The organism is Rhodovastum atsumiense, from assembly GCF_937425535.1.
Classification (GTDB): Bacteria; Pseudomonadota; Alphaproteobacteria; order Acetobacterales; family Acetobacteraceae; genus Rhodovastum; species Rhodovastum atsumiense.
The window spans coordinates 2,150,530-2,175,856 of sequence record NZ_OW485601.1 but is presented as its reverse complement, the minus strand read 5'-3'; the positions used below and the strand labels follow the sequence as shown (position 1 = coordinate 2,175,856).

Sequence of the window (25,327 nt, the reverse complement as noted above, 5' to 3'; positions counted from 1 at the left end):
GACCTATGAGTGCCCCTTTCTTCGGCGATCTCACCCCGCTCCGCTACGAGGGCCCCGAGACCGACAATCCCCTTGCCTATCGCTGGTACAACCCTGACCAGGTGGTGCTCGGCAAGCGCATGGAGGAGCATCTGCGCTTTGCCGCCTGCTACTGGCACAGCTTCTGTTACGCCGGTTCCGACCCGTTCGGCGCGGCGACGCTGGAGCGGCCCTGGTTCGGCGGCGACGCGATGGACGCGGCGCGCCGCAAGGCCGATGCCGCTTTCGCGCTGTTCGACATCCTTGGCGTTCCCTTCTTCACCTTCCATGATCGCGACATCGCGCCAGAAGGCGGCAATTTCGGCGAGTCTCTGCGCAACGTCCGCAGCATCGCCGAGCTGCTGGCCCGCAAGATGGAACAGAGCAAGGTGCGCCTGCTGTGGGGCACGGCGAACCTGTTCTCGCATCCCCGCTACATGGCCGGGGCGGCGAGCAATCCCGACCCCGACGTGTTCGCCTACGCGGCGGCCACGGTGAAGAACTGCATGGACGTCACGCGCGAGCTGGGCGGCCAGAACTACGTGCTGTGGGGCGGGCGCGAAGGCTACGAGACACTGCTCAACACGGACCTCAGGCAGGAACTCGACCAGCTCGGCCGGTTCCTCAACCTGGTGGTCGAGTACAAGCACCGGACCGGCTTCACCGGCACGATCCTGATCGAGCCCAAGCCGAAGGAACCAACGAAGCACCAGTACGACTTCGATGTTGCCAGCATCTACGGCTTCCTGTGCCGCTACGGGCTCGAGCGCGAGGTGAAGGTCAATATCGAGGCCAACCACGCGACGCTGGCCGGCCACAGCTACGAGCACGAGATCGCGCTGGCCAATGCGCTGGGCATCTTCGGTTCGCTTGATGTCAATCGCGGCGACCCGCTGCTGGGCTGGGACACTGACCAGTTCCCCAACAACGTCCCGGACATGGCGCTGGCCGTCTATCACGTGCTGCAGGGCGGTGGCTTCACCACGGGTGGCATGAACTTCGACGCCAAGATCCGCCGCCAGTCGCTGGCGGCCGAGGATCTGGTCGCGGCCCATGTCGGAGGCATTGATACCTGCGCCCGCGCCCTGCTCGCGGCGGCGCGCATGATCGAGGACGGCAAACTCGCCGGGGCAGTGCAGCAGCGTTACGCCGGATGGCAGAATCCTGCGGCGCAGGCCATGCTGGCCGGCAAGGAATCACTCGAGGCCATCGCCGATCGGGTGGCACAGGGCGGCATCGAGCCCAGGCCGGTTTCCGGCCGCCAGGAACAGCTTGAGAATCTCGTGAATCGCTACGTTTGAAGAAAAGGCCAGGGCTTTGCCCTGGACCCAGCAGGGGCCACAAGGCCCCTGCACCCCATTCGCGCTGCGCGGCACAGACTGGGTTCCAAGGGCGTAGCCCTTGGTGGAGGTCCAGGAGGCAAAGCCTCCTGGCAGGGTCCGGGGCAGCGCCCCGGAAACCTCTCAGTCGTCGCTGCCCTTCGCCTCCGCGGCCTCCGGCAGATACAGCGCCGACCCATGGGCCTTGAAGGACGCGCTCATTTCCTCCATCCCCGCCATCCGCTCGGAATCGGCGCGGATATCCTGGCTGATCTTCATCGAGCAGAATTTCGGCCCGCACATGCTGCAGAAATGCGCGACCTTGTGCGCTTCCTTCGGCATCGTCTCGTCGTGGTACTGCCGTGCGGTGTCGGGATCGAGGCCAAGATTGAACTGATCCTCCCAGCGGAACTCGAAGCGCGCCCGGCTGATCGCGTCGTCGCGCAGCCGCGCCGCCGGATGGCCCTTGGCAAGATCGGCCGCGTGCGCGGCGATGCGGTAGGTGACCACGCCCACCTTCACGTCGTCGCGGTCGGGCAGGCCCAGATGTTCCTTCGGTGTCACGTAGCAGAGCATCGCCGTGCCGAACCAGCCGATCATCGCCGCCCCGATCGCCGAGGTGATGTGGTCGTAGCCCGGCGCGATGTCGGTCACCAGCGGCCCGAGCGTGTAGAACGGCGCCTCGCCGCACTCGCGCAGCTGCTTGTCCATGTTGACCTTGATCTTGTGCATCGGCACGTGGCCGGGGCCTTCGATCATCACCTGGCAGCCCTTGTCCCAGGCCACCTTGGTCAGCTCGCCCAGGGTCTCCAGCTCGGCGAACTGCGCGCGGTCGTTGGCGTCCGCGTTGGAGCCGGGCCGCAGCCCGTCCCCGAGCGAGAAGCTCACGTCGTATTTGCGCATGATGTCGCAGATGTCGCCGAAGCGCTCGTACAGGAAGCTCTCGCGGTGATGGGCGAGGCACCAGCGCGCCATGATCGAGCCGCCGCGGCTGACGATGCCGGTCACGCGCTTCGCCGTCAGCGGCACGTAGGCGAGCCGCACGCCGGCATGGATGGTGAAGTAATCGACGCCCTGCTCGGCCTGCTCGATCAGTGTGTCCTTGAACACTTCCCAGTCGAGCTTGTCGGGATCGCCGCCGACCTTTTCCAGCGCCTGGTAGATCGGCACCGTGCCGATCGGCACCGGGCTGTTGCGCATGATCCAGGAGCGGATGTTGTGGATGTTCCGTCCGGTCGAGAGATCCATGACGGTGTCCGCACCCCAGCGGATCGCCCAGACCAGCTTCTCCACTTCCTCGGCGGCCGAGGAGGTGACGGCGGAATTGCCGATATTGGCGTTGATCTTGACCAGGAAGTTGCGGCCGATGATGACCGGCTCCAGCTCCGGGTGGTTGATGTTGGCGGGGATGATGGCGCGGCCCGCCGCGATCTCGGCACGGACGAATTCGGGGGTGATGAAGGGCGGGATCGCGGCGCCGAAATCCTCGCCGTCGGCCCGCCGTTCCTCGGCCCCTGCCACCATCTCCTGGCGGCCGAGATTCTCGCGGTGGGCGGCGTAGATCATTTCCTCGGTGATGATGCCGGCGCGGGCGAATTCCAGTTGCGTGACCGGCCGCCCGGCGACGCCGCCGAGCACCTCGCGCGGGGCGGGGCAGGCGGGGACCAGCTTGTCGTCGCCGATATTGCCGTTGTCCTCCGGCTTGACCGCGCGCGCGGCGATGGTGGTGAAGCCCCGCCCGGCGAGCCAGGGCCCGCGCAGCGGCGTCAGGCCGGCCTCGAGGTCGATATGCGCGGCGGGGTCGGTGAAGGGTCCGGAGGTGTCGTAGATGCGCACCGGCGGCTCATTGGCGCTCGGGTGCAGGTCGATCTCGCGGAACGGCACCCGGATGTCGGGTCGGTCGGCGGGGCTGGTGTAGAGCTTGCGGCTGCCGATCACCGGGCCGGTGGTGACGGAGGCGGGCTTCTGCTGGACGGTCACGGGCGATTTCCCCTTCTGTGTGGGTTTCCGGCCGGACGGAGAGCGTGGGCGCGCTGATTCCGTCCCTACGCCGGTGCAACCCGGATCAGGTTCAAAGGGTCACCGCGCCGGCCCATGCCCTGGCGGTATCTCAGCCCCCTGCCGGGGCCCCCCTCGGAATGGTCCACACTGTGGCGGCACGATCCGCCTGTCAATGTCACGCCTGAGTGGTGCTATGCCGCCGCCACCCGGGGCAGCCGGATCGGCAGGTTGAAGGCCGCCGCCACCAGCCCCGAGGCGGCGGTGGCGATGAAGCCGATGTCGTAGCTGCCGGTGGCGGTGAACACGAGCCCGCCGGCCCAGGCGCCCAGGAAGCCGCCGATCTGGTGGCTGATGAAGCAGACGCCGAACAGCGCGCCGATATCCCCCACGCCGAATTGGCGGGCGATCACCCCGTTGGTCAGCGGCACCGTGCCCAGCCACAGCAGCCCCATCACGATCGCGAACAGCGCCGTGGTCAGGTCGCCCTTGGGCGCCAGCCAGAAGGCCAGGATTGCCGCCCCGCGCACGGCATAGATCGCGGCGAGGCAGAAATGCGGCGGCAGGCGCTGCCCGGCATGGCCGCACAGCCAACTGCCGAGGATATTGGCTCCGCCCACCAGCATCAGCGCCCAGGCGCCGCTGCTCGCCGGCATGCCGCACAGCGACAGGTAGCCGGGCAGGTGCGTGGCCAGGAAGGCCAACTGGAAGCCGCAGGTGAAGAAGCCGAGCGACAGCAGCACGAAGCTGCGCTCCGACAGCGCCACCCGCACCGCCGCCCCGGAGCGCCGTGGTGCCGGCCTGACCAGCGCGGCCTGATCCAGCGGCCGCCCCAGCGGCAATGCCAGCAGCAGCATGGCGCCGAGCACGACCAGCCCCGCAGTGGCGCCGCCCCAGGCGATCGCAGCCGCGGTCACCGGCAACAGCAGCATCTGCCCGACCGAGCCGCCCGCGCTCGCCGCCCCCGTCGCCGCGGTCCGCTGCTCGGGCGGGAAGGCGCGCGCCACCCCCGCCATGGCGACGCCCCAGCCAAGGAAGGCCATGCCCACCCCGGTCAGCAGCCCGATTCCCAGCATCACCGACCATGTTGCCGGCCACAGCGCCGGCAGCGCGAAGCCCAGTGCATACATCACTGCGCCGAACACCTGCGGCCAGGTCGCGCCATGGCGGTCGGCGATTGCCCCGGCCACCGGTTGTGCCAGGCCCCAGGCCAGGTTGTGCACGCCGATCGCGAAGGCGACATCGGCCACACCGACGCCAAGCAGGTCCAGGGGGACCAGGAACAGCCCGAAGGTGGCCCGCGCGCCCAGGGCAAGAGACAAGGTGACGGAGCCGGCGATCAGCGCCCGGGTCCGGGCACGCGCCTGGATATCGATAACAATGGAACCGGACTGGTCCTGCGGCATGGCGGCGTTCCCCCGTTTTGACGGCGCCGCAGGCTTACATGATTGCCATCACGAATGAAGCGCCACTCCGGCGCGGGCAGGGCAGACCAATCACGCGGGTCTTTCACGCCCGGTCCGCGCCAGAGTAGCCGCCAATATCAGTCGCGCTGGCGTTCCAGCATCCGCCCGAGCGGACGGCCACCGAAGAGATGGACGTGGAAATGCGGCACTTCCTGGCCGCCATGCTCGCCCATGTTGGCGACCAGCCGGTACCCCGATTCCCACAGGCCGAGCTTCTTGGCGACATGCGCCACCACGCGCCAGAACCCGGCGACCTCGTCGGTCGAACCGTGGGAGGAGAAGTCGGCGACCGAGATCCACTTGCCCTTGGGGATCACCAGGACATGGATCGGCGCCTGCGGCGAGATGTCATGAAAGGCGAGTGCCCATTCGTCCTCGTAGATCTTCTTGCACGGTATTTCGCCGCGCAGGATGCGTGCGAAGACGTTCTGATCGTCGTACTCGCCCAGGCCCTTCACTGCCATCGTCCGCCTCCTGAGAGTGGTATCCCCATGCTGCGCAAACCGGCCGGCAGGAGCAAGTCAGGGGATCTTGGTGGTCCGCAGCCCGAACGACATCGGCAGTTGCCGCACGCGGCTGGCCTTCTCGGCGATGCCGGAGATGCCTTCGCGCCGCTGCAGTTCCGCCCAGACCTCTTCCGACCGCACGCCGGCATCAACCCACATGACCAGCAGGTGATAGAGCACGTCGGCACTCTCGGCGATCAGCGCCTCGCGTTCGCCGCGAGTCGCCTCGATCAGGCATTCGACCGCCTCCTCGCCGAATTTCTGGGCGATCTTGGCGGTGCCGCGCGAGAGCAACCGGGCCGAATGGCTGACCGAGGGATCGGCGTTGCGCCGGCTCATGACCACGGACCACAGCCGGTCCAGCACCGCCGGCGAGGCGCCGAGCGCCATCGGGGGCACCGGCGGCACCGGCGTCTGCGCGGGGGCGGCGACCGGCCCGGGCGCCGCGCCGTCAGCGTCCTTCTTCTTGGCCCCGCGCTTCTTGTCGGCGTTCTTCTTGAGCGCGCTCTTCTTGAGCGCGCTCTTGCGGGTCAGGTCCTTCAGGGCCGCGTCTTTCGGCAGCTTGGACATCTTCAGGCCGCCTCCGGCAGCGGGAAAGGGGGAACCGGCCGGGGCAGCCGCACCGGCAGGCCGGCCGCGGCGAGCGCGGCCTTCACATCGGCGATGGTGAAGGTGCCGAAATGGAAAACGCTGGCGGCGAGCAGCCCGGTCGCGCCGGCCTGGGCGCCCTCGACGAAATGCTGCAGGGTTCCCACCCCGCCCGAGGCCACTACCGGCACCCGCACCGCGCCGCAGACGGCGCGCAGCAGGTCGAGATCGAAGCCCGCGCCGGTGCCGTCGCGATCCATGCTGGTCAGCAGGATCTCACCCGCGCCGAGCCCGGCGACCTGGCGGCACCAGCCGAGCGCGTCGATCCCGGTGTCGCGCCGCCCGCCATGGGTGAACACGTTCCACCGTCCCGGGCCCACCTGCTTGGCGTCCACCGCCACCACCACGCACTGGCTGCCGAACTTGCGGGCCGCCTCGGCGACCAGCTCCGGCCGCGCCACCGCGGCCGAGTTCACGCTGCACTTGTCGGCCCCGGCCAGCAGCAACCGCCGCATGTCCTCGACCGAGCGGATGCCGCCGCCCACGGTCAGCGGCAGGAACACCCGCGCCGCGGTACGCGAGACCACGTCGAGGATGGTGTCGCGATTCTCGTGGCTCGCGGTGATGTCGAGGAACGTCAGCTCGTCCGCGCCGGCGGCGTCGTACACCGCGGCCTGCTCCACCGGATCGCCGGCATCGCGCAGCGAGACGAAGTTCACGCCCTTGACGACGCGTCCGTCCTTGACGTCCAGACAGGGAATGACCCGCAGCTTCAGCACCTGCACCTCCTTGGGGAAGTGTTTGCGCCGTTCTCGCCCGACGGCGCAAGCGGCGATCACGAAGGGTCGGATATCGTTCCGCCGCGAGCGAAAATAAAGAGCAAACCCGACCGGCTCAGGCGGCCAGCAAGGTCAGGGCCTCACGCGGATCGACGCGCCCGTCATACAGCGCCCGCCCGACGATGACGCCATCGATCCGCCCCGCGGGGTTGGCGGCCACGGCCTGCTTCAGCGCCGCCAGGTCCTGCAGGCTGCCGACGCCGCCCGAGGCGATCACCGGCGTCGAGATCCGTGCTGCCAGCTCCAGCGTCTGCCCCACGTTCAGCCCGCACAGCATGCCGTCGCGGCCGATATCGGTGTAGATGATCGCCGCCGCTCCGGCGTCCTCGAAGCGCAGCGCCAGCTCCAGCGCTGACATCGAGGAGGTTTCCGCCCAGCCTTCGGTCGCGACCCGGCTCTCGCGCGCGTCGATGCCGACGGCGATGCGGCCGGGATGGGCGCGGCAGGCCGCATGCACCAGCGCCGGGTTCTTCGCGGCGGCGCTGCCCAGGATGACCCGGCGCACCCCGGCTTCCAGCCAGGCCTCGATGCCGGCCATGTCGCGGATGCCGCCGCCGAGCTGCACCGGCACGGTCACCGCGGCCAGGATGGCGCGCACCGCCTCGGCGTTCACCGGCCGCCCGGCGAAGGCGCCGTTGAGATCGACCACGTGCAGCCAGTGGCAGCCGGCATCCTGCCAGGCCCGTGCCTGCGCGCCGGGATCGGCGGAATAGACGGTGGCGTCGGCCATCTCGCCGCGGCGCAGCCGCACGCAGGCGCCGTCCTTGAGGTCGATGGCGGGATAGAGCGTCAGCGGCATCAGGCGATGCGTCCCCCGGGCTGCAGCAGTTTGAAATAGTGGATGCCGCGGATGGTGCGCCCGCCCACCCGCGCATAGGCAGGATGCACGCCCCAGCGGATGTAGCCCAGGCCCTCGTACAGCGCGATCGCCGCTTCCTGGGTCTCGCGCACGTCCAGGTTCAGCACCTGGTAGCCGAGCGCCCGGGCCGCTTCCTCGACCCGCAGCGTCAGCCGGCGCGCGAGCCCGAAGCCACGGGCATAGGGGGCGATGAAGGAATGCATCAGCGTGGCGGTGAAGGCCTGCGCCTCGTTGTTGCGGGGCGGGCGGACCAATTGCGCCGAGCCGACGATGATGCCGTCGAGCCGGGCCAGGAACAATTCGCGCTCCGGCACCAGCAGCACGCCGCGGAAATAGCGTTCCAGCGCCATCCGGCCGGGCGGGTTGACCCAGCCGAACCCGCCACCGTCGATGATGGCGGCGTCGGCCGCCTCGCACAGCGCGTGCAGGTCCTCCTCGGTGAACTCGCTCGCGCGCTCGACCGAGAGGCTGTGCTGCAGGTTGCCCACGACGGAGGATGTGGTCGCGCTCATGGGGTCCACCGCAGGAAGTTGCCGAGGATGCGCAGGCCGACCTCCTGGCTTTTCTCGACATGGAACTGGGTGCCGGCGCGGTTGCCGCGGGCGACGATGGCGGTGACCTCGCCGCCATATTCGGTGGTGGCGACCAGCTCGGCCGGATCGCCGCCGCTGAGCGCGTAGCTGTGCACGAAATAGGCGTGATCGCCCGGTGCCAGCCCTTCCAGCAGCGGATGCGCGCCGGGCGTGAAGCGCAGCTCGTTCCAGCCCATCTGCGGCAGGCGCAGCCCGCCGTCCGGCTGCATCGCAGTGATCTCGCCGTGAATCCAGCCGAAGCCGGGGGTGACGGCGTGTTCCAGCCCGCGCTCGGCCATCAGCTGCATGCCGACGCAGATGCCCAGGAAAGGCTTGCCGCCCTCCACCCCGGCCAGCACCGCCTCGCGCAGCCCCGGGATGGCGGCGAGTCCCGCGGCGCAATCGGCGAAGGCGCCCTGTCCGGGCAGCACCAGCCGCTCGGCCTTCGCCACCGCGGCCGGATCGGATGTCACCTCGATGTCGGCGGCGATGCCCGCCCGCTCGGCGGCCAGCGCCAGCGCCCGCGAGGCGGAGGCAAGGTTGCCGCTGCCGTAATCGATCACTGCGACCTTCATGGCCGGCTCCCGCATGTCGTCGTGATCGGCCCACCGCGTCCGGGCCGGGGCGTTACCGCAAGCGAGCCGCGCGGGCGGATCATGCCACCGCCTCCGCGATCAGCTCGGGCCGTCCTTCCAGCAGGCGCGCCAGGGCCCCGTCGTCGTCCGGCGCCGCCACCACGCCGGCCAGGCGCCAGCCGCGCTGCTCCAGCGACCAGCGCCGCAGGTCCTGTCCGGTCAGGCCGAGGAACCAGGCGAGCGCCAGCGCCGCCAGCGTCCCGGCCGGCGCGGGCAGGGCAAGCCCGAGCGCGAGGCCGGCGCAGAGCGCCAGCACCGCGGCGATCCAGGCGCCGTGCACCGCCAGCCACAGCGGCCCGAACAAGGCGGCGCCCCAGGAAAACGTTTCCGGCACCAGCACCGGCGGACGGCCTTGGCGCAGATAGGCGGTCCAGATCGTCACAACGCCCCCTTGGTGGAGGGAATCGCGCTGCCCGCCCGCGGGTCGGCCTCGACCGCCATGCGCAGCGCGCGCGCGACCGACTTGAAGCAGGCCTCGGCGACATGGTGCGCGTTGCTGCCGGCCTTGCGGGTCACGTGCAGCGTCATCAGCGCGTTGAAGGCGAAGGCGCGGAAGAACTCCTCGAACAGCTCGGTGTCCATCTCGCCGATCTTGTCCCGCGGGAAGGGAACGTCCCAGGCCAGGAACGCGCGGCCGGACAGGTCGATCGCCGCCTCGGCCAGGGCTTCATCCATGGGCACGATCGCGTGGCCGAACCGCCTGATGCCCCGCTTGTCGCCAAGGGCGGTCCGCAGCGCCGCGCCGAGCACGATGCCGACATCCTCGGTGGTGTGGTGGAAGTCGATATGCAGGTCGCCCTTCGCCCGCACTGTCAGGTCGAACAGCCCGTGCCGCGCGAGCGCGGTCAGCATGTGGTCGAGGAAACCGATACCGGTGTCGATCTCCGCCCGGCCGGAGCCGTCGAGATCGAGCGTCAGCGAGATGTCGGTTTCGGACGTCGTCCGCGTGAGGCTCGCGGTGCGCGGCGGAGAGGGAAGCATGGGGGCGAGCACTAGCCGAAACGGAGGGCTGCAGCAAATCTTTGAAGTGTGTTGGCGGAGCTTCCGCAAGCGGTCCGGATGAGGGGATCGCGCGCCTGCGACTCGGTGGGACGGAACCGTTGCGCCGGCGTCTGCGTCGCGCGGGCTTCCGGCCGCGGAGCCGGCCGGGGGCGGGCAAAGCTTGCGGACATCAAGATATCCTTATATACGCCCGCCGAACGTCAGGAGCCTAACGCCATGCCCGCCACCGCCGACTACAAGGTCAAGGACATCAGCCTCGCCGAATGGGGCAGGAAAGAGATCTCCATGGCCGAGGACGAGATGCCCGGCCTGATGGCGATCCGCGCGGAATATGGCGACAGCAAGCCGCTGGCCGGCGCGCGCATCGCCGGCTGCCTGCACATGACCATCCAGACCGCCGTGCTGATCCAGACGCTCGAGCATCTCGGCGCGACCGTGCGCTGGTCGTCCTGCAACATCTTCTCGACCCAGGACCACGCCGCCGCCGCCATCGCCGCCGCCGGCACCCCGGTCTTCGCCTGGAAGGGCATGAACGAGGACGAGTTCTGGTGGTGCATCGAGCAGACCGTCCGCGGCCCGGACGGCTGGACGCCCAACCTGATCCTCGATGACGGCGGCGACCTGACGCTGCTGATGCACAACCGCTATCCCGAGATGCTCAAGGACGTGCGGGGGATCTCCGAGGAGACCACCACCGGCGTGCACCGGCTGTGGGAAATGGCGCGCGCCGGCACCCTGCTGGTGCCCGCGATCAACGTCAACGACAGCGTCACCAAGTCGAAGTTCGACAACCTCTATGGCTGCCGCGAGAGCCTGGTGGACGCCATCCGCCGTGGCACCGACGTGATGATGGCCGGCAAGGTCGCGCTGGTGAACGGCTTCGGCGACGTGGGCAAGGGCTCGGCCGCCTCGCTGCGCCAGGCCGGCTGCCGCGTCATGGTCACCGAGGTCGATCCGATCTGCGCCCTGCAGGCGGCGATGGAAGGCTACCAGGTGACCACCATGGAGGATGCGGCCCCGCTCGCCGACATCTTCGTCACCGCCACCGGCAACGTCGATGTCATCACCATCGACCACATGCGGGCGATGAAGCACCGCGCGATCGTGTGCAATATCGGGCACTTCGATTCCGAGATCCAGATCGCGGCGCTGCGCAACTACAAGTGGGAGAACGTGAAGCCGCAGGTGGACGAGGTCGTCTTCCCCGACGGCAAGCGTCTGATCGTGCTGTCCGAGGGCCGGCTGGTGAACCTTGGCAACGCCACCGGCCATCCGAGCTTCGTGATGAGCGCGAGCTTCACCAACCAGGTGCTGGCGCAGATCGAGCTGTGGACCGCCCCGGAAGGCCGCTACCAGCGGCAGGTCTATACTCTTCCGAAACATTTGGATGAGAAGGTGGCCGCCCTGCACCTCGCCAAGGTCGGCGCCAAGTTGACCAAGCTGTCTCCCAAGCAGGCCGAGTACATCGGCGTCACCGTCGCCGGGCCGTTCAAGCACGACCTCTATCGCTACTGAGGTCCTGCATCGACGGGGCGGCCAGCGGCCGCCCCGGACGCCGGGCATGTGGTCCTGTTTGACATGCCCGTGATGTCATCAACAGATCATCTGTTTGAAGGGCGCGGTAAACCGAAAAAGCGCTATGGACTCTCCCGTAGGATGGGCATGGCGGTCTGCCCCGACCCTGTGCTGTCTTTTTTTCCGGATCCCGGGGGGGAGTTCATATCGATGCCGGATACGATTGCTGCGACTCAGGTCGCCGCATTGCGGCGCCCATTGACCGCGGCCGTGCAACGCGCCTTGTCGCATTTTCGCGACGAATCTTCTGCATCCGACCTGCTGTTCCTCGAGCGGTGGGAAATCACCCCGATGCCGGGTGCCGCCGCTGCCCTGCGGGTCGGGCAGCTCCGGCGCGCCAACCCTGGCCTGGTGGCGGAGATCCGCGCCGAACTTGCCCGTGGCCGTCCGCTGACCGCGCCCGAGCGGGATGCGCTGCCCCCTGTTTCTGCCGCCCGCACCGCCAGGCTGCGTCCGGTCGCATGACCCGGGCCATCCCCGCATAAGGCGAATGCCGCGGCGCGATGAAGCCATGCGTCGCGGCAAACTCATTGTTCCCATCGACACGCACGGGCCGGGACCTTGTTCCCGGCCCGTTTTGCTTTGCCGGTCCTGACGCGGAATTGCGTGGCTTTGGTCGGAGTTGCAGCGGAACAGAATCACGTGACGTCAGGGTGGCGTCAGATTGTCGGCCATGTCCGCCGATGGCAGGCTCGCCGGCAGCGAACAGGAGGGAATGGATGGCGGTAGACAAAGTATATTCCGACGCCACGTCAGCACTTGAGGGGCTGCTGCATGAAGGCATGACCATCATGTCGGGTGGTTTCGGCCTCTGCGGCATTCCTGCAGTGCTGATCGATGCCATCCGCCAGTCCGGCGTCAAGGATCTCACCGTCATCAGCAACAATGCCGGCGTGGATGATTGTGGCCTCGGCCTGCTGCTGCATACCCGTCAGATCCGCAAGATGATCAGTTCGTATGTGGGGGAAAACGCCACCTTCGCGCGCCAGTACTTGGCCGGCGAACTGGAGATCGAATTCAACCCGCAGGGCACGCTCGCCGAGCGCATCCGTGCCGGCGGTGCCGGCGTGCCCGCCTTCTACACCCCGACCGGCGTGGGCACCCAGGTTGCCGAAGGCAAGGAAGTGCGGGAGTTCGACGGTCGCAAATACGTGATGGAACGCGGCCTGTTTGCCGACCTGGCCCTCGTGCATGCCTGGAAGGGCGATACCGAGGGCAATCTCGTCTATCGGAAGACCGCGCGGAACTTCAATCCGATCATGGCCACCGCGGCCAAGGTCACCGTCGCGGAGGTCGAGATCCTCTGCGAGCCCGGCGAGATCGAGGCGGACCACATCCACACGCCCGGCGTCTACGTCAAGCGCATCGTGCCGCTGCTGCAGGTGCACAAGCGGATCGAGCAGCGGACCGTGCGCAAGTGGCAGGCGCAGCCGGCATAAAGGAAAGGGAGAGGAGATGGCCTGGACAAGAGAGGAGATGGCGGCCCGCGCCGCCCGGGAATTGCAGGACGGGTTCTATGTGAACCTGGGCATCGGCATCCCCACGCTGGTGGCGAACTACATCCCCGAGGGGATGCGGATTCAGTTGCACAGCGAGAACGGCATGCTCGGCATGGGCCCTTTCCCCTTTGAAGGGGAGGAGGACGCCGACCTGATCAATGCCGGCAAGCAGACCGTGACCCAGGTGCCGACCACCAGTTTCTTCGACAGCGCGGCGAGCTTCGGCATGGTGCGGGGCGGCCATATCGACCTGTCGATCCTGGGCGCGCTGCAGGTCTCCGAGACCGGCGACCTGGCCAACTGGATGATCCCCGGCAAGATGGTCAAGGGCATGGGCGGCGCCATGGACCTGGTGGCGGGGGTGCGCCGCGTGGTCGTGGTCATGGAGCACACCGCGGGCGGCAAGCCCAAGCTGCTGCGCCGCTGCACCCTGCCGCTGACCGGGGCGGGGGTGGTGAACAAGGTGGTGACCGATCTCGGCGTCTTCGAGATCGGCCGGCACGGCGTGGTGCTGGTCGATATCGCCCCCGGCGTCAGCGTCGACGAGATCGTGCAGAAGACCGAGGCGACCTTCACCGTCCATCCGGACCTGGCGCTGGCGGCCTGACCGGCGCTGCGGGCGGCCAGGCGGGCGCGCGGTCGAAGCAGCGCGCCCCCGTCGGGTCCGCCACCAGCGCCGCGCCGGTCACGGCCAGCCCCGCAAGCGCCGGATCGGCCTGGTCGCCGGCCCAGAACACGCGGTCATCCGGCCGCACGCCCGCCCCCAGCAACCATCCGGCCGCCGCGTCCAGTACCGCCGCCGCGGCGGTCATGCCGGCGAACCCGGCGAAGGCCGCCCGGAATGCCGCCGGGTCGGCGCGTGCCCAGGCCCGCAGCGCCGCCGGGTCGGCCAGCGCCTGGCCGCGCACCGCGCGCAGCCATTCCAGCAGCACCGCCTCGGCCCCCACCGCCTCGGTTTCGTCGCGGGGGGGGCTGCTCTCAGGTGAAGTCGGGTCGGTCATGCAAAAACCTGCGTTTCCAGGCCTTGATCAAAGGACGGAGTCAGGCCTATATGCGCGCCTCCGCCGTCGGGACCCAACCCTGACGAACGGGCGGATGTGGGGCCATAGCTCAGTTGGGAGAGCGCCTGAATGGCATTCAGGAGGTCAGGGGTTCGACTCCCCTTGGCTCCACCATCCCTTCCCGGAGAACCCGGGCCAGGGATTGACGTTTCGGAAAACATTCCCAGGTAACATCACGGCTTCCGGGCCTGCGTCGGTTCATGGCGAATCGCGGCCAGGAAGTCTCGTCTGGCTTTCGGGAGGAAATGCCAGCCCCCCTGTCTGTCTGGAAGGTTCGAATGACCGTGAAGCCTGTCTTGGTCCGTCTTGTGCTTGCCACCACGGCATTGGTGGTGTTGTGGACCCTGTCCTGGGGCGCCCAGGAGGCGCTGGATGACCTGACCGACCCGGTGCTCGCCGTGGTTGATCGCCTGGTGCAGGATCCCATCCTGAACAGCCGGATCGGCGTGGTCCTCGACTTCCTGTACGAGATCGCGCAGGCGACCATCGCCGTGTTCTGGATCCTCGGCACCCTGGTACTGGTGATTGGCGCCGCCTGGGCCGTCCGCACCGGCGGCCGTCGCCCGCGCCTGACCTGGCGTTGATCCGGCCGCGCGACGAAACACTGGCCTCATTTGGTCATAACCCGTAGGTAGGGGGCTGCCATGCGGCCCCCTTTCCATTTTGTCCGGCCCGCCCGATCCTGGCCGACAATATTCCTTAAGCTGACGGTGGCCGTCGTGCTCGCCCTGCTCGGGCCGGCCGCCACGGTGCCGTCCGGTCGCAGCGATCCCTTCGTGACGCAGGGGGGGATCTGTGGGCCCGGGCACAGTGATCCGGGCCTGCCTGCTTCGTCCTCCGATCACCTGGACTGTCCGTGCTGCCAGAGTGGCACACTGCCGGCGTTGCCGCCGTCCGTGGCGGCGCTGCCGGTCGTACGGATGTCCCTTCTTCCGGCCGTGTCCGTGGCCTGGATCGCGCCGCTCGCTCAGGCTCCGGCACCCCCCTATGCGTCCCGCGCGCCACCCCGCCTCGGCTGACCTCCTGTTGTATCCGCCCAGAAATTTCCTGCCAGGAGTACCCGATGCGCCAGATTCTTCCCTTCTCCGGCCTGCCTGTCCGGGTCGCCGTTTTCGCCACCCTGCTGATCGCCGCCGCCCCTGCCTGGGCGCAGACCGCCAAGGTGACGCAGCCCTGGGCCCGTGCCACCGCCCCGAACGCCCAGACCGGGGCCGCCTTCGTCACCGTCGAGGCCAGCGGTGCGCCCGACCGGCTGACCGGCGGCAGTTCGCCCGTCGCCGGCAAGGTGGAGGTGCACGAGCACATCCACGACAACGGCGTCATGCGCATGCGCGAGGTCGCCGGCGGCCTGGCGCTGGAGCCGGGCAAGCCGGTCACGCTGCAGCCCGGCAGCTACCATCTGATGCTCATGGGCCTGAAGCAGCAGCTCAAGCCCGGTGAGAGCTTCCCGCTGACCCTGACCTTCGCCAAGGCGCCGCCCGTTACGGTGACCGTCGCGGTGGCGGCGGCCGGCGCGAGCGCCCCGCCGGCTCACGCGCACTGACGAAAGAACCGCCTACCGACACGCGGCGTTCTTGCCCTGTCACCGCCTCGGGGCGGACTCAAGGGGAGGACCTCACGTGTCGGTCATCGGATGGATCATTCTTGGCCTGATTGCCGGCTTCATCGCCAGCAGGCTCTCGGAAGGCTCCGGTCAGGGGATCCTTCTGGACATCGTGCTGGGAGTTGTCGGTGCTGTCGTCGGCGGTTTCATCTTCAATGCGTTCGGCGGCGTGGGCGTCACCGGATTCAATATCTGGAGCCTCATCGTCGCTGTGATCGGGGCGGTCGTGGTGCTCTGGCTGTACCACGCGATCGTGGGCAGAACCCGCAGCGTCTGACCTTCCCGGCGTCATGAATCGGAACGGGCCGGCAATCTCTGCCGGCCCGTTTGCGTTCCAGGCCCGTGGGGGGCGGCGGCGGCTATTTCAGGGTTTCGAGGTAGCTGACCAGGTCGGCGCGCTGCTTGTCGTTGCGCAGCCCGGCATAGGCCATGATGGTGCCCGGGATCACCACGCGCGGGTTGATCAGGTAGCGGTCCAGGATCTCGGGGGTCCAGATCAGGTTCGCGTTGCGGTTGGCATTGGAGTACCTGAAGCCCTCGACCGCACCGGATTGTCGGCCCACCAGGCCCGCTAGGCTGGGTCCGACCCGGTTCTTGCCGGGTTCGATCGCATGGCAGGCACTGCACTGCGCCTTGTAGACGCGCTCACCGGCAGCGGGATCACCAGCCAGGGCCGGAAAACTCAGTACGGTTGTACCAATAATTGCCAGCAACGCGAGAAGGCGGGGCGAGGGCATGCGGGGATCTTTCCTGTCCGGCAGTTATCCTGCCCGTCGTATATTCAGGACCCGCGGGATCGCATAGGGATGGGTCGGATCGCTGTCCCGCTGGTATGTCCTCGTCATCATGCAGTCCGTTTTCCCTCCGGCCGCCCTGGCGTTGCTGTGCCTGGCGGCCACGCCGGTGGACGGGACGCAGCCGCCGGTCCCTGCCGCCGCCGGGACGCCCCTGCTGCTGCCGGTCCGGCCCGCCTGCATCTCTTCCCCCTTCGGGGCCCGTGGCGTGGTTGGCCCGCATGCGAGCCGGATGCACAACGGTATCGATCTGCCTGCCCCGGCCGGCACCTGGGTGACGGCTGCCGCGGCGGGGCGGGTGGTGGCGGTGCGGCGGCTCGGCGCATCCGGGCTGGAGGTGGATATCGCCAGCGGGACCGCCGGGCAGGGCGCCTATGTTGCCCGCTATGCCCATCTGGGCAGCGTGGCACCGGCGATCGCGAACGGCCGTGCCACGGTGGCGGCGGGCGAGCGCGTCGGACGGGTCGGACGGACCGGCATCACCTACGGCACGCATCTGCATTTCGAGATCCGCAGCGGCGGTCAGCCGGTCGATCCCGCGCCCTGGCTGGGGGTCAGGCCGTGCTGATCGGGGAATAGGTACCAGTTAAAACCTTTTTGCTTGCCTGACATGCACGGGAATGTTACCGGGCGTGTATGCATATCCGAGGACGCCTCTGCCTCGCTCTGCTGCTGACGCTGGTGTTCCAGGCCACCGAGGCCGGCGCCGCCTGTCGCAGCATGCTGATGCCGGCTGCCCAACTGAAAACAGTCGGGCGCGGCATCGTTCTGGTTCGCGGCGAGATGGTGCATACCGGCATCGACCTGCTGGCTCCGCATGGCTCGCTGGTCCGGGCCGCGGCGCCGGGGCGGGTGATCTTCGTGGGGCGCTGGTACGGCTACGGCAACATGGTGGACGTGGAGCATCCGGACGGGGTGGTGACGCGCTACGCCCATCTCTCCCGCTTCGCGGCCGGGATCCAGCCGGGGGCCACGGTGCGGGTGGGCGCCCTGCTCGGTGCCGTCGGGGCCACCGGACGCGCCACCACGGCGCATCTGCATTTCGAGGTCCGGATCGACGGAAGACCGGTCGATCCGCGCCCCAACCTCGCCCTTGCCGCCTGTGCCCGCCCGCCCGCCGAGCGTGAGCCGCTCGAGGAAGCGCGCGCGCCCGACCGCTCCCGGGGCGGCTGAACCGCCGGATACGGCGACCGGACGTTTTTAGCGAGCGAGGCTCATGCCGCGGCGGGCCTGCCCGACAACCGGGCGGGAAGCCCGTGCATCCGCTCCGCGGTCGTGGCATCGAGCGTGAACGCAACGTGCAGCATGTCCGCCTCGACGGCCCGCACCACGAAGGGCAGCGGGACACCGACCGCATCCACGTGCAGGATGCCGCTCGTGCCGGCCGGCAGGGCCGGAGCCTCCTGCAGCCAGGCGCCGCCTTCGGACAGGTCGGCGAGCCGCGCCCGCATCTCCCGGCCATCGGCGAGCGTCATCCGTCCCGTGAGTGAGACCGGGAAGCGGGTGCCGGTGCGTCGGTTGACCTCCGGGGCGGCGTTGCGCACGGTGGCCACGACCATGCGCCGCAGGGCCTCGGTTTCGTCCGCCAGGGCCTGGGCATTGCCATGCACCATGCTCGCGCGGTCCCGTACGGTCCCGGCCTCGGTGGCGACGTCGGTGATGCGGGCAGCGAGCGCATGGGTGACCTCGGCCACCTTCCCCATGCCCCGGGTGATCCGGTCGGTCGCGGCGTTTTGCTGCCCGACGGCGGTCGCGACCGAACCAGCGATCACCTCCACCTCGCCGATCGTGTCCGCCATCCGTCCCACCGCCGCCACCGCCTCGCCAGTGCCGGCATCGATTTCGGCGATGGTGCGGCCGATTTCATGGGTGTAGCGCGCGGTCTGCGCCGCCAGCGCCTTCACTTCCCCGGCCACCACGGCGAAGCCGCGGCCGGCTTCGCCGGCGCGGGCGGCCTCGATGGTGGCGTTCAACGCCAGCAGGTTGGTCTGGCCGGCCAGCGCGTTGATCATGTTCGCGACATCGCCGATCTTCGCCACCATCTGCCCCAGGATGGTGATCGCGTCGCGCGCCCCCTGACCGGCCACGACCGCGCGGGCGATCACCGTGCCCGCATGCGTCATCTGCCCGGAGATCTCGTGGATCGACGCCGCCAGCTCCTCGGTCGCGGCGGAGACGGTCTGCACGTTGGCCAGCGACAGCGCCGCGGCGGTCGAGGCCTCGCCGGCGGCTTCCCCGGTGCGGTCGGCCGAATGCGTCATCTCGCCGGCGATGCGCACCAGTTCGGTGCCGCGGCCGCCGACGGCGCGGGCGGCCTCGCCGGTATCGGCCTCTACCTTGTCGGCCATCGCCAGCAACACCTTGTGCTTCTCCGCCTCGGTGCGGGCCCGGCCGGCGGTGGCTTCGGCTTCCAGCGTGCGCGCATGCGCGGCGGTGTCGCGCAGCGACCGCAGCGCCCGCGCCATGGCGCCGATCTGGTCGGAGCGGTTTGCGCCCGGCACGGTCCTGTCCAGCGTCCCGGCCGCGATCGCGCGCATCACCTCGGCGAACTGCGTGAGCGGCACCAGGCTGCGCCGCAGCAGCCAGGCGGTGAGCAGGCAGCAGGACAGCGCCGCCGTCAGCCCGCCGATCAGGGCGTCGCGGGTGATGCGGTCGAGCAGGGCATAGACACGGGCGACCGGCACGCCGACGAACAGGATGCCCACCGGCCGGCCCGTCGCGTCCCGTATCGGCTCGTAGATGGTGCGATGGGCGATATCGAGGATGACGTTGTCGCCCTGGTAGCTGCGTCCCGTGCCGATCACCGCATCCCGGGCCGGGCCCGCCGCGAGGGGGGTGCCGGTGCCGCGTGTGCCATCGGGGCGGGTGATGTTGGTGGCGATCCGCCTGTCCCCGAGGAAGATCGTGGCGGCCGCGCCGGTGGCCGCCTTGACCGCATCCACTACATCGTTGCGCCCGTTCAGGGGTGTCGTGCCGAGCCGCAACTGTCCGTCCTCGCCCGCCGACCACTCGGTCCCGAAGGCACGCAATTGTCCCTTCAGGTACTCCAGGCTGTGCTGTAGCTCGGCGGCCACCCGCGCTTCCTCGCTGGTGGCGACCGCGTGGATGGTCCAGGCCTGCAATCCGGCCATGGCGAGGATGACGACGAGCGTCGTCGGCACGACCAGGCGCCAGATAATGCCGATTCGATCGGAAAAACGCTTCTGGTTGGCCTGGGGCGAAGCCACATCGATCACAGCCGAAGCTCCAGATGAAAAATCAGGAAAATCCGAAAAAGATTTTCTGTTTATCGGATCGGAATCTTCTCATCCAATAGATGATACTGCAATCATCATATGATTGACGCACGTCAGGCATTCGTATGAACATAAACAATATTGACCATTATCAAAATGGATCATTATCGATCCATTTGGTTTCTGTGATCCGTCAGCCCGGGGCGGCGCCTTGTGTCTGTACCTGCAGCACGTACAGCGACTGGCTGGCGCAAATGAGCAAGTGGTTGCGCTTGGGGCCACCGAAGGTCAGGTTGGCCGCGACCTCGGGCAGTCGCAGCCGGCCGATCAGCCTGCCCGCGGGATTGAACACCAGCACGCCGGCATAGCCGAGCGGCGCATTGGCGCTGCACCACACCGCGCCGGTCACGTCGGTGCGCACCCCGTCCGGACCGCAGTGGACGCCGTCCACCACCATGTCGGTGAACAGGCGCATGCCCCCGAGCTTCTGTCCCTGTACGTCGAAGGCAAAGATGCTGTTCCGGCCGCCGGGGCCGGTGTCGCCCGGCCCCTTGCCAGTGCTGCAGACATAGAGCGTGCGGTGATCCGGCGAGAAACAGAGCCCGTTCGGGTCGGGGATCTGGTCCTCGGTGATCACCACGTCGAGTCGCCCGCCCGGGTCCCAGCGATAGACATTGGTCGGCAACGCGCGCCTTTGCCCGCCGATCGCCTCGGCATTTTCGGCGCCGATGCGCGGATTGAGCAGGCCCTGCGGATTGGTGGGGCCGCCGGCCACGTCCGGATGGCCTTCCGACAGCGTGGCGCCATAGGCGGGATCGGTGAACCAGATGCTGCCGTCCGGATGCGCCACCAGGTCGTTGGGGGAGTTCAGCGGCTTGCCCTCGAAGCGGTCGGCGATGACGGTCAGGGTGCCGTCATGTTCCCAGCGCACCACGCGGCGGAAGAAATCCTGCGTGGAGAGCTGGCGCCCCTGGAAATCGAAGGCGTTGCCATTGCTGTTGTAGGACGGCCGGCGGAAGGCGGTGACGCGGCCGTCGTCCCAGAGATAGCGGTACTGCGTGTTGGCCTGCACGTCGCTGAACACCAGGTACTGTCCCTGTGACGACCAGGCCGGCCCTTCCGTCCATTTGAACCCGGTGGCGAGGCGGTGCATCGCGGTGATCCCGAGCATGTACTGGGCGAACGAGGGATCGAGTACGATGATGTCGGGATCGGGATAGATCGTCGGCGGGCTGGCGCGGCCCCATTGCCGGGGCGGATTGGTCACCACGCTCGGGGGCGTGCCGGGCGTTGCGGCCGGCTGTGCCAGCGCGGCGGGGCCGAGCACCGCCGCGCCGGCCAGGGCGGTGGCGCCACGGATGATACCACGGCGCGTCGGGTCGACGCGGCGCAGGGCTGCGTGCTGCATGGGACTGCCTCCCCCGGTTCTTGGCCGTGCCGCCGGGTGGCGGCGGCATGACGGCGGAGGCAGCCTAGCATTACAGTTGCTTTTTTCTGTTCCCTCTCCATGTGTGATGCGCTGGTGGGAGGAACGGATGAGCAGTGCAGGCATGGAGACGACGCTCGAACTCTGGGCGTCGTCGCTGCGGGATGTGAAAGCCCGCATGCGTTCTCTGTTCACGCAGGACCGGGTGGCGGCCTCTGCGGGGCAGTTCCTGGATGGGTTGCTCGGGCCTGAGCGGCGCAAGACCGGTTGGATGCGTGCCGAGGCGGCAGGCGATTCGGGCCCCTGGCGGCAACAGGCCATTCTCGGTCGTGGTCGCTGGGACGCCGACGCCTTGCGCGACATTGTACGCGACTATGCGCTGGAGACGCTGGCCGACCCGGAAGCGGTGCTGGTGATCGACGAGACCGGCTTCCTCAAGCAGGGTAAGTCGTCTTGCGGGGTGGCGCGGCAATACACCGGCTCGGCGGGCAAGATCACGAACTGCCAGATCGGGGTGTTCGCCGCCTACGTGTCGCGCCATGGCCACGCCTTCATCGACCGTGCCCTCTACCTGCCGAAAGCCTGGACCGACTCCCCGGCGCGCCTTACGGCCGCGCATGTGCCGCCCGGGGTGAGCTTTGCCACCAAACCGCGGTTGGCGATGGAGATGATCAGGCGAGCCATTACCGCAGGCGTACCGTTTGCCTGGGTGGCGGCGGATACGGTCTACGGCGTGGGCGAGATCGAGATGGCGCTGCGCAAGGCGGGCAAGGGTTACGTGCTCGGCGTCAAATCGAACCAGACCTTCCAGTCCTGGATCGGCAAGCCGGAGATATCGGGCACCGCCGAAGACATTGCGAAGGATCTTGCCCCCTCCGCCTGGAAGCGCCTCTCGGCGGGCGCGGGCACCAAGGGAGCGCGGCTCTATGACTGGGCCTACTTTGAACTGGCCGACCTCAAGGCGGCCGAATACGACGATAGCCAGAGTGGGCTCTGGACCCGCGGTCTGCTGATCCGGCGCAACATCACCGACGGCGAATATGCCTACTTCACCACCTGGTGCCCGGCCGGAACCGGCATCGAGAGGTTGGTGACCGTCGAAGGCCAGCGCTGGACGATCGAGGACAGCTTCGAAACCACGAAGAACGAGCTCGGTCTCGACCACAACGAAACCAGGTCCTGGCACGGTTGGCACCGCCACGTCTCCCTGGTGATGCTTGCCTTCGCCATGCTGGCGACCATCCGCCACCATGCCAACTGCCTGCCACCCCCAAAAACAATCCTGCGGACAGCAACAAACCTGCCGAGCTCATCCGCTGGTCCATGCAGGAAATCCGACGCGTCGCCACACGTCTTGCGCAACGACGCATCCAGCCCGCACACGTTATCGCCTGGTCGCTCTGGCGACGCGCCCACCAAGCCGCTGCACAACGCTCGCATCTGAAACGAAAAATGCAACTGTAATGCTAGCCCTGGCGACAGGCGCCAGGGCAGTCACGATCGGGTTGTTTCAGACGCGCAGGAAGCCGACCAGATCCTCGGCCTTCTTCACGATCGGCTCGGCGATCGCCTCGGCCTGGCGGGCGCCGTCGCGCAGGATCGCGTCCATGGTGGCGGGATCGGCGAGCAGCCGCCGCATCTCGCCCGCGATCGGCGACAGCTTGTCCACCAGCAGCTCGGTCAGCGCCCCCTTGAAGGCGCCGAAGCCCTGGCCGCCATGCTCGCGCAGCACGCCCGCATGGTCGCTGTCGGTCAGGGCGGCGTAGATGCCGACCAGGTTGCGCGCTTCCGGCCGGCCCTCGAGTCCGGCGGGCTCGCCCGGCAACGGTTCCGGGTCGGTCTTGGCGCGGCGGATCTTCAGCGCGATCGTGTCGGCGTCGTCGGTCAGGCTGATGCGCGACTGGTCGGACGGGTCGGATTTCGACATCTTCTTGGTGCCGTCGCGCAGCGACATCACCCGCGCCGCCGGGCCCATGATCACGGGCTCGATCACCGGGAAGAAGGGCTCGCCGCCGCAGAAGTCGAAATTGAATTTCTGCGCAACGTCGTTGGCCAGTTCCAGGTGCTGGCGCTGGTCGTCGCCCACCGGCACGCGGGTGGCGTGGTAGGCCAGGATGTCGGCGGCCATCAGCGCGGGATAGGTATAGAGCCCGGCCGAGACGTTCTCGCGGTCCTTGCCGGCCTTGTCCTTGAACTGCGTCATGCGGTTCAGCCAGCCGATGCGCACCACGCATTCGAAGATCCAGGACAGCCGCACATGTGCATGCACCGCCGACTGGTGGAACAGGATGGAATGCTTCGGGTCGATGCCGCTGGCGATCAGGGCGGCGGCCATCTCCCGCGTTGCCTGCGCCAGTGCCTTGGGGTCGTGCGCGACGGTGATCGCGTGCAGGTCCACCACGCAGTAGATGCAGTCGTGGTCGTGCTGCAGCTTCACCCAGTTCCGCACCGCCCCGAGATAATTGCCGAGGGTGGGAATGCCGGTGGGCTGGATGCCGGAGAAGATGCGCTGCATGGGGATTCGGTGGCCTCCTGGGGTGGGGCCGCTCCACGGTTGGCGGGTGCTCGTCGCGGGAGGCCGGGGTATGGCCTGGACAGACGAAAGCCGCCTTGGCGGGGCGGCTTCGGTGTCGTCGGATGGAGCGTGGACCTAGGCCGCTGACTTATGACGCCAGCGCCGCCAGAGGCGATCGGTTCGAGGCTTCATCCGGACCATGACGGCAAGCCTAGCCGCGTCGCTTATGCAACGCAAGCTGCCGCCGGCTTGGGTCATTCCGCCGGCGCGCGGCGCCGCCGCAGCACGGCCTGCGCCGCCTTGCGCAGGTCGAACCCTCCCAGCAACTGGCCCGCGACGCCATAGGCGGCCAGCCCGGCCGAAACCAGCAGCGCCAGTGCCACCCAGCGCAGCCCGAAGCTGCCGCCCAGCGCCGCGAACACCGTCCGCTCCACCATCCACAGCACGGCGGTCATCGCCAGCCCCGCCGCCAGCATGCGCGGCACCCGCCGGCGCAGCTCGGCATCCGTCGCCAGGTGCCCGCGGCGGTGCAGTAGCCAGGCCAGCAGCACCACGTTGAACCAGGCCGCGATCGAGGAGCTGAGCGGCGGCCCCATGTGCTGCAGCGGCCCCATCAGGGCGAAGTTCAGCGCGAGGTTGACCACCACCGCCAGCGTGCCGGTCCAGACCGGGGCCTTGGTGTCGCCGCGGGCGAAGAAGGCGGGCACCAGCACCTTCACCAGCACGAAGGCGGGCAGCCCGACCGCGTAGGCCGCCAGCGCCTCGGCGGCGCGCTGCGCGTCCTCGGGCGTGAAGGCGCCGCGACCAAACAGCACGGAGACGATCGGCAGCGCCGCCACCACCAGCGCCAGCGCCGCCGGCAGGGTCAGCAGCAGCGCGAACTCGATGGCGCGGTTCAGCGTGGTCACCGCCTGGCCGGGTTCGCCGCCGCGCACCTGGCGTGACAGCGTCGGCAGCAACGCCGTGCCGACCGCGACCCCGATCACGCCGAGCGGCAACTGGTTCACCCGGTCGGCGTAATAGATCACCGAGACCGTGCCCGCCGGCAGCAGGCCGGAGATGAAGGCATCCACCGCGAGATTGAGCTGGATCACCCCCGAGCCGAGCAGGCCCGGGCCCATGCGGCGGAACAGCAGGCGCATCTGTGGCGTCAGCCGCGGCCGTGGCAGGCGCAGCGACATGCCGGCGCGGCGCACCGCCCAGTATAAAAGTACGATCTGCGCCACGCCGGAGACCGAGACGCCCCAGGACAGCGCATGCCCGACCGTCGGCACGAAGGGGGGCAGGGCCAGCATGAAGCCGATCGAGACCACGTTGTAGATCACCGGCGCGGCGGCCGCGGCGGCGAAGCGGTCGAGCCCGTTCAGCACGCCCGACAGCAGCGCGGTCAGGCAGATCAGCGGCATGTAGGGGAAGGTGATCCGCGCCAGCTCCACCACCAGCGCGAATTTCTCCGGCTCGTCGGTGAAGCCCAGGGCGTAGAGGCCCATGATCTGCGGCATGAAGATCTCGGCCAGCACGGTCAGGCCGAGCAGCCAGAAGGTCATGACCGCGAGCGCTTCCTCGGCGAAGCGGCGCGCCGCGGCTGGGCCCTCGGAGGCCAGCACCCCGGCGAAGCCCGGCACGAAGGCGGCGTTGAACGCGCCCTCGCCGAACAGGCGGCGGAACAGGTTGGGCAGCCGGTTGGCCAGGAAGAAGGCGTCGGCCACCGGACCGGCCCCCAGCATGGCGGCGATCAGGATGTCGCGGAGAAAGCCGAGGACGCGGCTGACCATGGTCCAGCCGCCGACGGTGAGGATGCTGCGCAGCATGCGGC

Annotated in this window: 27 protein-coding genes, 1 tRNA gene, 1 pseudogene and 1 riboswitch; of the genes and pseudogenes, 13 read left to right on the top strand and 16 right to left on the bottom strand. The window is 68.7% G+C overall.

The genetic code is table 11. The annotated features are described in order from the left end of the window. The first annotated feature begins 5 nt into the window (after positions 1-5). Entirely contained in the window at positions 6-1,319 is a 1,314-nt protein-coding gene (gene xylA, locus NBY65_RS09910) for a xylose isomerase (RefSeq protein ID WP_150042327.1), read from the top strand. Positions 1,320-1,481: 162 nt separating this feature from the next. On the opposite strand, the gene thiC is transcribed toward xylA, so the two are convergent. The 10 genes from thiC to hisB form a co-directional block, all read right to left on the bottom strand. After that, positions 1,482-3,317: a phosphomethylpyrimidine synthase ThiC gene (thiC, locus tag NBY65_RS09905; protein ID WP_150042326.1), complete on the bottom strand. Its 1,836-nt coding sequence runs from the start codon at positions 3,315-3,317 to the stop codon at positions 1,482-1,484. Between the two features lie 45 nt (positions 3,318-3,362). After that, positions 3,363-3,481, bottom strand: a riboswitch (TPP riboswitch). Positions 3,482-3,529: 48 nt separating this feature from the next. Next, positions 3,530-4,741, bottom strand: coding sequence for an MFS transporter (locus NBY65_RS09900; RefSeq protein WP_150042325.1), 1,212 nt, complete (start codon positions 4,739-4,741; stop codon positions 3,530-3,532). 137 nt (positions 4,742-4,878) lie between these two features. Continuing rightward, complete coding sequence (locus NBY65_RS09895; RefSeq protein ID WP_150042324.1) at positions 4,879-5,265, bottom strand: histidine triad nucleotide-binding protein; 387 nt, start codon at positions 5,263-5,265, stop codon at positions 4,879-4,881. 57 nt (positions 5,266-5,322) lie between these two features. Beyond that, positions 5,323-5,877 carry a phosphoribosyl-ATP diphosphatase gene (locus NBY65_RS09890; RefSeq protein ID WP_239002887.1) on the bottom strand — a complete coding sequence of 185 codons (555 nt, stop codon included), beginning with the start codon at positions 5,875-5,877 and terminating at the stop codon, positions 5,323-5,325. A gap of 2 nt (positions 5,878-5,879) precedes the next feature. Next, on the bottom strand, positions 5,880-6,674 hold the full coding sequence (hisF, locus tag NBY65_RS09885; protein WP_150042323.1) for an imidazole glycerol phosphate synthase subunit HisF: 795 nt from the start codon (positions 6,672-6,674) through the stop codon (positions 5,880-5,882). A 115-nt stretch (positions 6,675-6,789) separates the two neighbouring features. Then, the gene (hisA, locus tag NBY65_RS09880) at positions 6,790-7,533 is read right to left on the bottom strand and encodes a 1-(5-phosphoribosyl)-5-[(5-phosphoribosylamino)methylideneamino]imidazole-4-carboxamide isomerase (RefSeq protein ID WP_150042322.1); all 744 of its coding nucleotides are present in this window, start codon (positions 7,531-7,533) and stop codon (positions 6,790-6,792) included. Then, positions 7,533-8,105, bottom strand: a complete 573-nt coding sequence (locus NBY65_RS09875; protein WP_150042321.1) for a GNAT family N-acetyltransferase — start codon at positions 8,103-8,105, stop codon at positions 7,533-7,535. The genes hisA and NBY65_RS09875 overlap by 1 nt, the downstream gene beginning before the upstream one ends. Beyond that, entirely contained in the window at positions 8,102-8,740 is a 639-nt protein-coding gene (gene hisH, locus NBY65_RS09870; protein WP_150042320.1) for an imidazole glycerol phosphate synthase subunit HisH, read from the bottom strand. The genes NBY65_RS09875 and hisH overlap by 4 nt, the downstream gene beginning before the upstream one ends. A 79-nt stretch (positions 8,741-8,819) precedes the next feature. After that, complete coding sequence (locus NBY65_RS09865) at positions 8,820-9,182, bottom strand: DUF2628 domain-containing protein (RefSeq protein WP_162530669.1); 363 nt, start codon at positions 9,180-9,182, stop codon at positions 8,820-8,822. Next, entirely contained in the window at positions 9,179-9,781 is a 603-nt protein-coding gene (gene hisB / locus NBY65_RS09860; RefSeq protein WP_150042318.1) for an imidazoleglycerol-phosphate dehydratase HisB, read from the bottom strand. The genes NBY65_RS09865 and hisB overlap by 4 nt, the downstream gene beginning before the upstream one ends. Positions 9,782-10,018: 237 nt before the next feature. Between hisB and ahcY the strand changes: the two genes are divergently transcribed. From ahcY to NBY65_RS09840, 4 genes are all read left to right on the top strand, one after another. Next, on the top strand, positions 10,019-11,317 hold the full coding sequence (ahcY, locus tag NBY65_RS09855; RefSeq protein ID WP_250265653.1) for an adenosylhomocysteinase: 1,299 nt from the start codon (positions 10,019-10,021) through the stop codon (positions 11,315-11,317). A gap of 48 nt (positions 11,318-11,365) precedes the next feature. Continuing rightward, on the top strand, positions 11,366-11,842 hold the full coding sequence (locus tag NBY65_RS09850) for a hypothetical protein (protein ID WP_250265652.1): 477 nt from the start codon (positions 11,366-11,368) through the stop codon (positions 11,840-11,842). A 254-nt stretch (positions 11,843-12,096) separates the two neighbouring features. Then, positions 12,097-12,816 carry a CoA transferase subunit A gene (locus tag NBY65_RS09845; RefSeq protein ID WP_150042317.1) on the top strand — a complete coding sequence of 240 codons (720 nt, stop codon included), beginning with the start codon at positions 12,097-12,099 and terminating at the stop codon, positions 12,814-12,816. 16 nt (positions 12,817-12,832) lie between these two features. After that, complete coding sequence (locus tag NBY65_RS09840) at positions 12,833-13,483, top strand: 3-oxoacid CoA-transferase subunit B (protein ID WP_150042316.1); 651 nt, start codon at positions 12,833-12,835, stop codon at positions 13,481-13,483. Here the strand turns inward: NBY65_RS09840 and NBY65_RS09835 are convergent. Beyond that, positions 13,449-13,877: a hypothetical protein gene (locus tag NBY65_RS09835; RefSeq protein WP_150042315.1), complete on the bottom strand. Its 429-nt coding sequence runs from the start codon at positions 13,875-13,877 to the stop codon at positions 13,449-13,451. The genes NBY65_RS09840 and NBY65_RS09835 overlap by 35 nt on opposite strands. A gap of 98 nt (positions 13,878-13,975) precedes the next feature. Between NBY65_RS09835 and NBY65_RS09830 the strand changes: the two genes are divergently transcribed. From NBY65_RS09830 to NBY65_RS09815, 4 genes are all read left to right on the top strand, one after another. After that, positions 13,976-14,051 (top strand) — tRNA-Ala (locus NBY65_RS09830). A gap of 164 nt (positions 14,052-14,215) precedes the next feature. Further along, positions 14,216-14,521: a hypothetical protein gene (locus tag NBY65_RS09825; protein WP_150042314.1), complete on the top strand. Its 306-nt coding sequence runs from the start codon at positions 14,216-14,218 to the stop codon at positions 14,519-14,521. Positions 14,522-15,000: 479 nt separating this feature from the next. After that, on the top strand, positions 15,001-15,480 hold the full coding sequence (locus NBY65_RS09820) for a copper chaperone PCu(A)C (RefSeq protein WP_150042313.1): 480 nt from the start codon (positions 15,001-15,003) through the stop codon (positions 15,478-15,480). A gap of 76 nt (positions 15,481-15,556) precedes the next feature. Beyond that, a complete protein-coding gene (locus NBY65_RS09815; protein WP_150042312.1) occupies positions 15,557-15,817 on the top strand; it encodes a GlsB/YeaQ/YmgE family stress response membrane protein in 261 nt (86 codons plus the stop codon). Between the two features lie 82 nt (positions 15,818-15,899). Here NBY65_RS09815 and NBY65_RS09810 read toward each other — a convergent pair whose 3' ends face one another. Further along, positions 15,900-16,277 (bottom strand): c-type cytochrome, encoded by a 378-nt coding sequence (locus NBY65_RS09810; protein WP_150042311.1) that lies wholly within the window; start codon positions 16,275-16,277, stop codon positions 15,900-15,902. A 109-nt stretch (positions 16,278-16,386) separates the two neighbouring features. Between NBY65_RS09810 and NBY65_RS09805 the strand changes: the two genes are divergently transcribed. Together NBY65_RS09805 and NBY65_RS09800 are read left to right on the top strand one after the other, a co-directional pair. Further along, positions 16,387-16,902 (top strand): M23 family metallopeptidase, encoded by a 516-nt coding sequence (locus tag NBY65_RS09805; protein ID WP_150042310.1) that lies wholly within the window; start codon positions 16,387-16,389, stop codon positions 16,900-16,902. A gap of 68 nt (positions 16,903-16,970) precedes the next feature. After that, positions 16,971-17,507, top strand: coding sequence for a M23 family metallopeptidase (locus NBY65_RS09800; RefSeq protein WP_150042309.1), 537 nt, complete (start codon positions 16,971-16,973; stop codon positions 17,505-17,507). Between the two features lie 41 nt (positions 17,508-17,548). Here NBY65_RS09800 and NBY65_RS09795 read toward each other — a convergent pair whose 3' ends face one another. Then, a complete protein-coding gene (locus tag NBY65_RS09795) occupies positions 17,549-19,495 on the bottom strand; it encodes a methyl-accepting chemotaxis protein (RefSeq protein WP_150042308.1) in 1,947 nt (648 codons plus the stop codon). 16 nt (positions 19,496-19,511) lie between these two features. Here NBY65_RS09795 and NBY65_RS09790 point away from each other — a divergent pair, with 16 nt between their 5' ends. Then, positions 19,512-19,673 carry a hypothetical protein gene (locus NBY65_RS09790; RefSeq protein WP_162530668.1) on the top strand — a complete coding sequence of 54 codons (162 nt, stop codon included), beginning with the start codon at positions 19,512-19,514 and terminating at the stop codon, positions 19,671-19,673. 90 nt (positions 19,674-19,763) lie between these two features. Here NBY65_RS09790 and NBY65_RS09785 read toward each other — a convergent pair whose 3' ends face one another. Further along, the gene (locus tag NBY65_RS09785) at positions 19,764-20,978 is read right to left on the bottom strand and encodes an SMP-30/gluconolactonase/LRE family protein (RefSeq protein WP_150042307.1); all 1,215 of its coding nucleotides are present in this window, start codon (positions 20,976-20,978) and stop codon (positions 19,764-19,766) included. A 127-nt stretch (positions 20,979-21,105) separates the two neighbouring features. Between NBY65_RS09785 and NBY65_RS09780 the strand changes: the two are divergent. Continuing rightward, positions 21,106-22,284: pseudogene (locus tag NBY65_RS09780) on the top strand (IS701 family transposase); the annotation flags it as partial. A gap of 222 nt (positions 22,285-22,506) precedes the next feature. On the opposite strand, the gene trpS reads toward NBY65_RS09780, so the two are convergent. After that, positions 22,507-23,511, bottom strand: a complete 1,005-nt coding sequence (gene trpS / locus NBY65_RS09775) for a tryptophan--tRNA ligase (protein ID WP_150039653.1) — start codon at positions 23,509-23,511, stop codon at positions 22,507-22,509. 254 nt (positions 23,512-23,765) lie between these two features. Next, a complete protein-coding gene (gene murJ / locus NBY65_RS09770; protein WP_150039654.1) occupies positions 23,766-25,322 on the bottom strand; it encodes a murein biosynthesis integral membrane protein MurJ in 1,557 nt (518 codons plus the stop codon). Positions 25,323-25,327 lie beyond the last annotated feature (5 nt).

Excerpts from the sequence above, each read along its gene's own strand:
- ahcY (WP_250265653.1), top strand. The coding sequence starts at position 10,019 with ATGCCCGCCACCGCCGACTACAAGGTCAAGGACATCAGCCTCGCCGAA.
- NBY65_RS09810 (WP_150042311.1), bottom strand. The coding sequence starts at position 16,277 with ATGCCCTCGCCCCGCCTTCTCGCGTTGCTGGCAATTATTGGTACAACC.
- NBY65_RS09805 (WP_150042310.1), top strand. The coding sequence starts at position 16,387 with ATGCAGTCCGTTTTCCCTCCGGCCGCCCTGGCGTTGCTGTGCCTGGCG.
- hisB (WP_150042318.1), bottom strand. The coding sequence starts at position 9,781 with ATGCTTCCCTCTCCGCCGCGCACCGCGAGCCTCACGCGGACGACGTCC.
- NBY65_RS09800 (WP_150042309.1), top strand. The coding sequence starts at position 16,971 with ATGCATATCCGAGGACGCCTCTGCCTCGCTCTGCTGCTGACGCTGGTG.
- NBY65_RS09840 (WP_150042316.1), top strand. The coding sequence starts at position 12,833 with ATGGCCTGGACAAGAGAGGAGATGGCGGCCCGCGCCGCCCGGGAATTG.
- hisH (WP_150042320.1), bottom strand. The coding sequence starts at position 8,740 with ATGAAGGTCGCAGTGATCGATTACGGCAGCGGCAACCTTGCCTCCGCC.
- NBY65_RS09900 (WP_150042325.1), bottom strand. The coding sequence starts at position 4,741 with ATGCCGCAGGACCAGTCCGGTTCCATTGTTATCGATATCCAGGCGCGT.
- NBY65_RS09890 (WP_239002887.1), bottom strand. The coding sequence starts at position 5,877 with ATGTCCAAGCTGCCGAAAGACGCGGCCCTGAAGGACCTGACCCGCAAG.
- NBY65_RS09825 (WP_150042314.1), top strand. The coding sequence starts at position 14,216 with ATGACCGTGAAGCCTGTCTTGGTCCGTCTTGTGCTTGCCACCACGGCA.
- NBY65_RS09895 (WP_150042324.1), bottom strand. The coding sequence starts at position 5,265 with ATGGCAGTGAAGGGCCTGGGCGAGTACGACGATCAGAACGTCTTCGCA.
- trpS (WP_150039653.1), bottom strand. The coding sequence starts at position 23,511 with ATGCAGCGCATCTTCTCCGGCATCCAGCCCACCGGCATTCCCACCCTC.
- NBY65_RS09875 (WP_150042321.1), bottom strand. The coding sequence starts at position 8,105 with ATGAGCGCGACCACATCCTCCGTCGTGGGCAACCTGCAGCACAGCCTC.
- NBY65_RS09820 (WP_150042313.1), top strand. The coding sequence starts at position 15,001 with ATGCGCCAGATTCTTCCCTTCTCCGGCCTGCCTGTCCGGGTCGCCGTT.
- NBY65_RS09835 (WP_150042315.1), bottom strand. The coding sequence starts at position 13,877 with ATGACCGACCCGACTTCACCTGAGAGCAGCCCCCCCCGCGACGAAACC.
- hisA (WP_150042322.1), bottom strand. The coding sequence starts at position 7,533 with ATGCCGCTGACGCTCTATCCCGCCATCGACCTCAAGGACGGCGCCTGC.
- NBY65_RS09785 (WP_150042307.1), bottom strand. The coding sequence starts at position 20,978 with ATGCAGCACGCAGCCCTGCGCCGCGTCGACCCGACGCGCCGTGGTATC.
- murJ (WP_150039654.1), bottom strand. The coding sequence starts at position 25,322 with ATGCTGCGCAGCATCCTCACCGTCGGCGGCTGGACCATGGTCAGCCGC.
- xylA (WP_150042327.1), top strand. The coding sequence starts at position 6 with ATGAGTGCCCCTTTCTTCGGCGATCTCACCCCGCTCCGCTACGAGGGC.
- NBY65_RS09790 (WP_162530668.1), top strand. The coding sequence starts at position 19,512 with ATGCCGATTCGATCGGAAAAACGCTTCTGGTTGGCCTGGGGCGAAGCC.
- NBY65_RS09845 (WP_150042317.1), top strand. The coding sequence starts at position 12,097 with ATGGCGGTAGACAAAGTATATTCCGACGCCACGTCAGCACTTGAGGGG.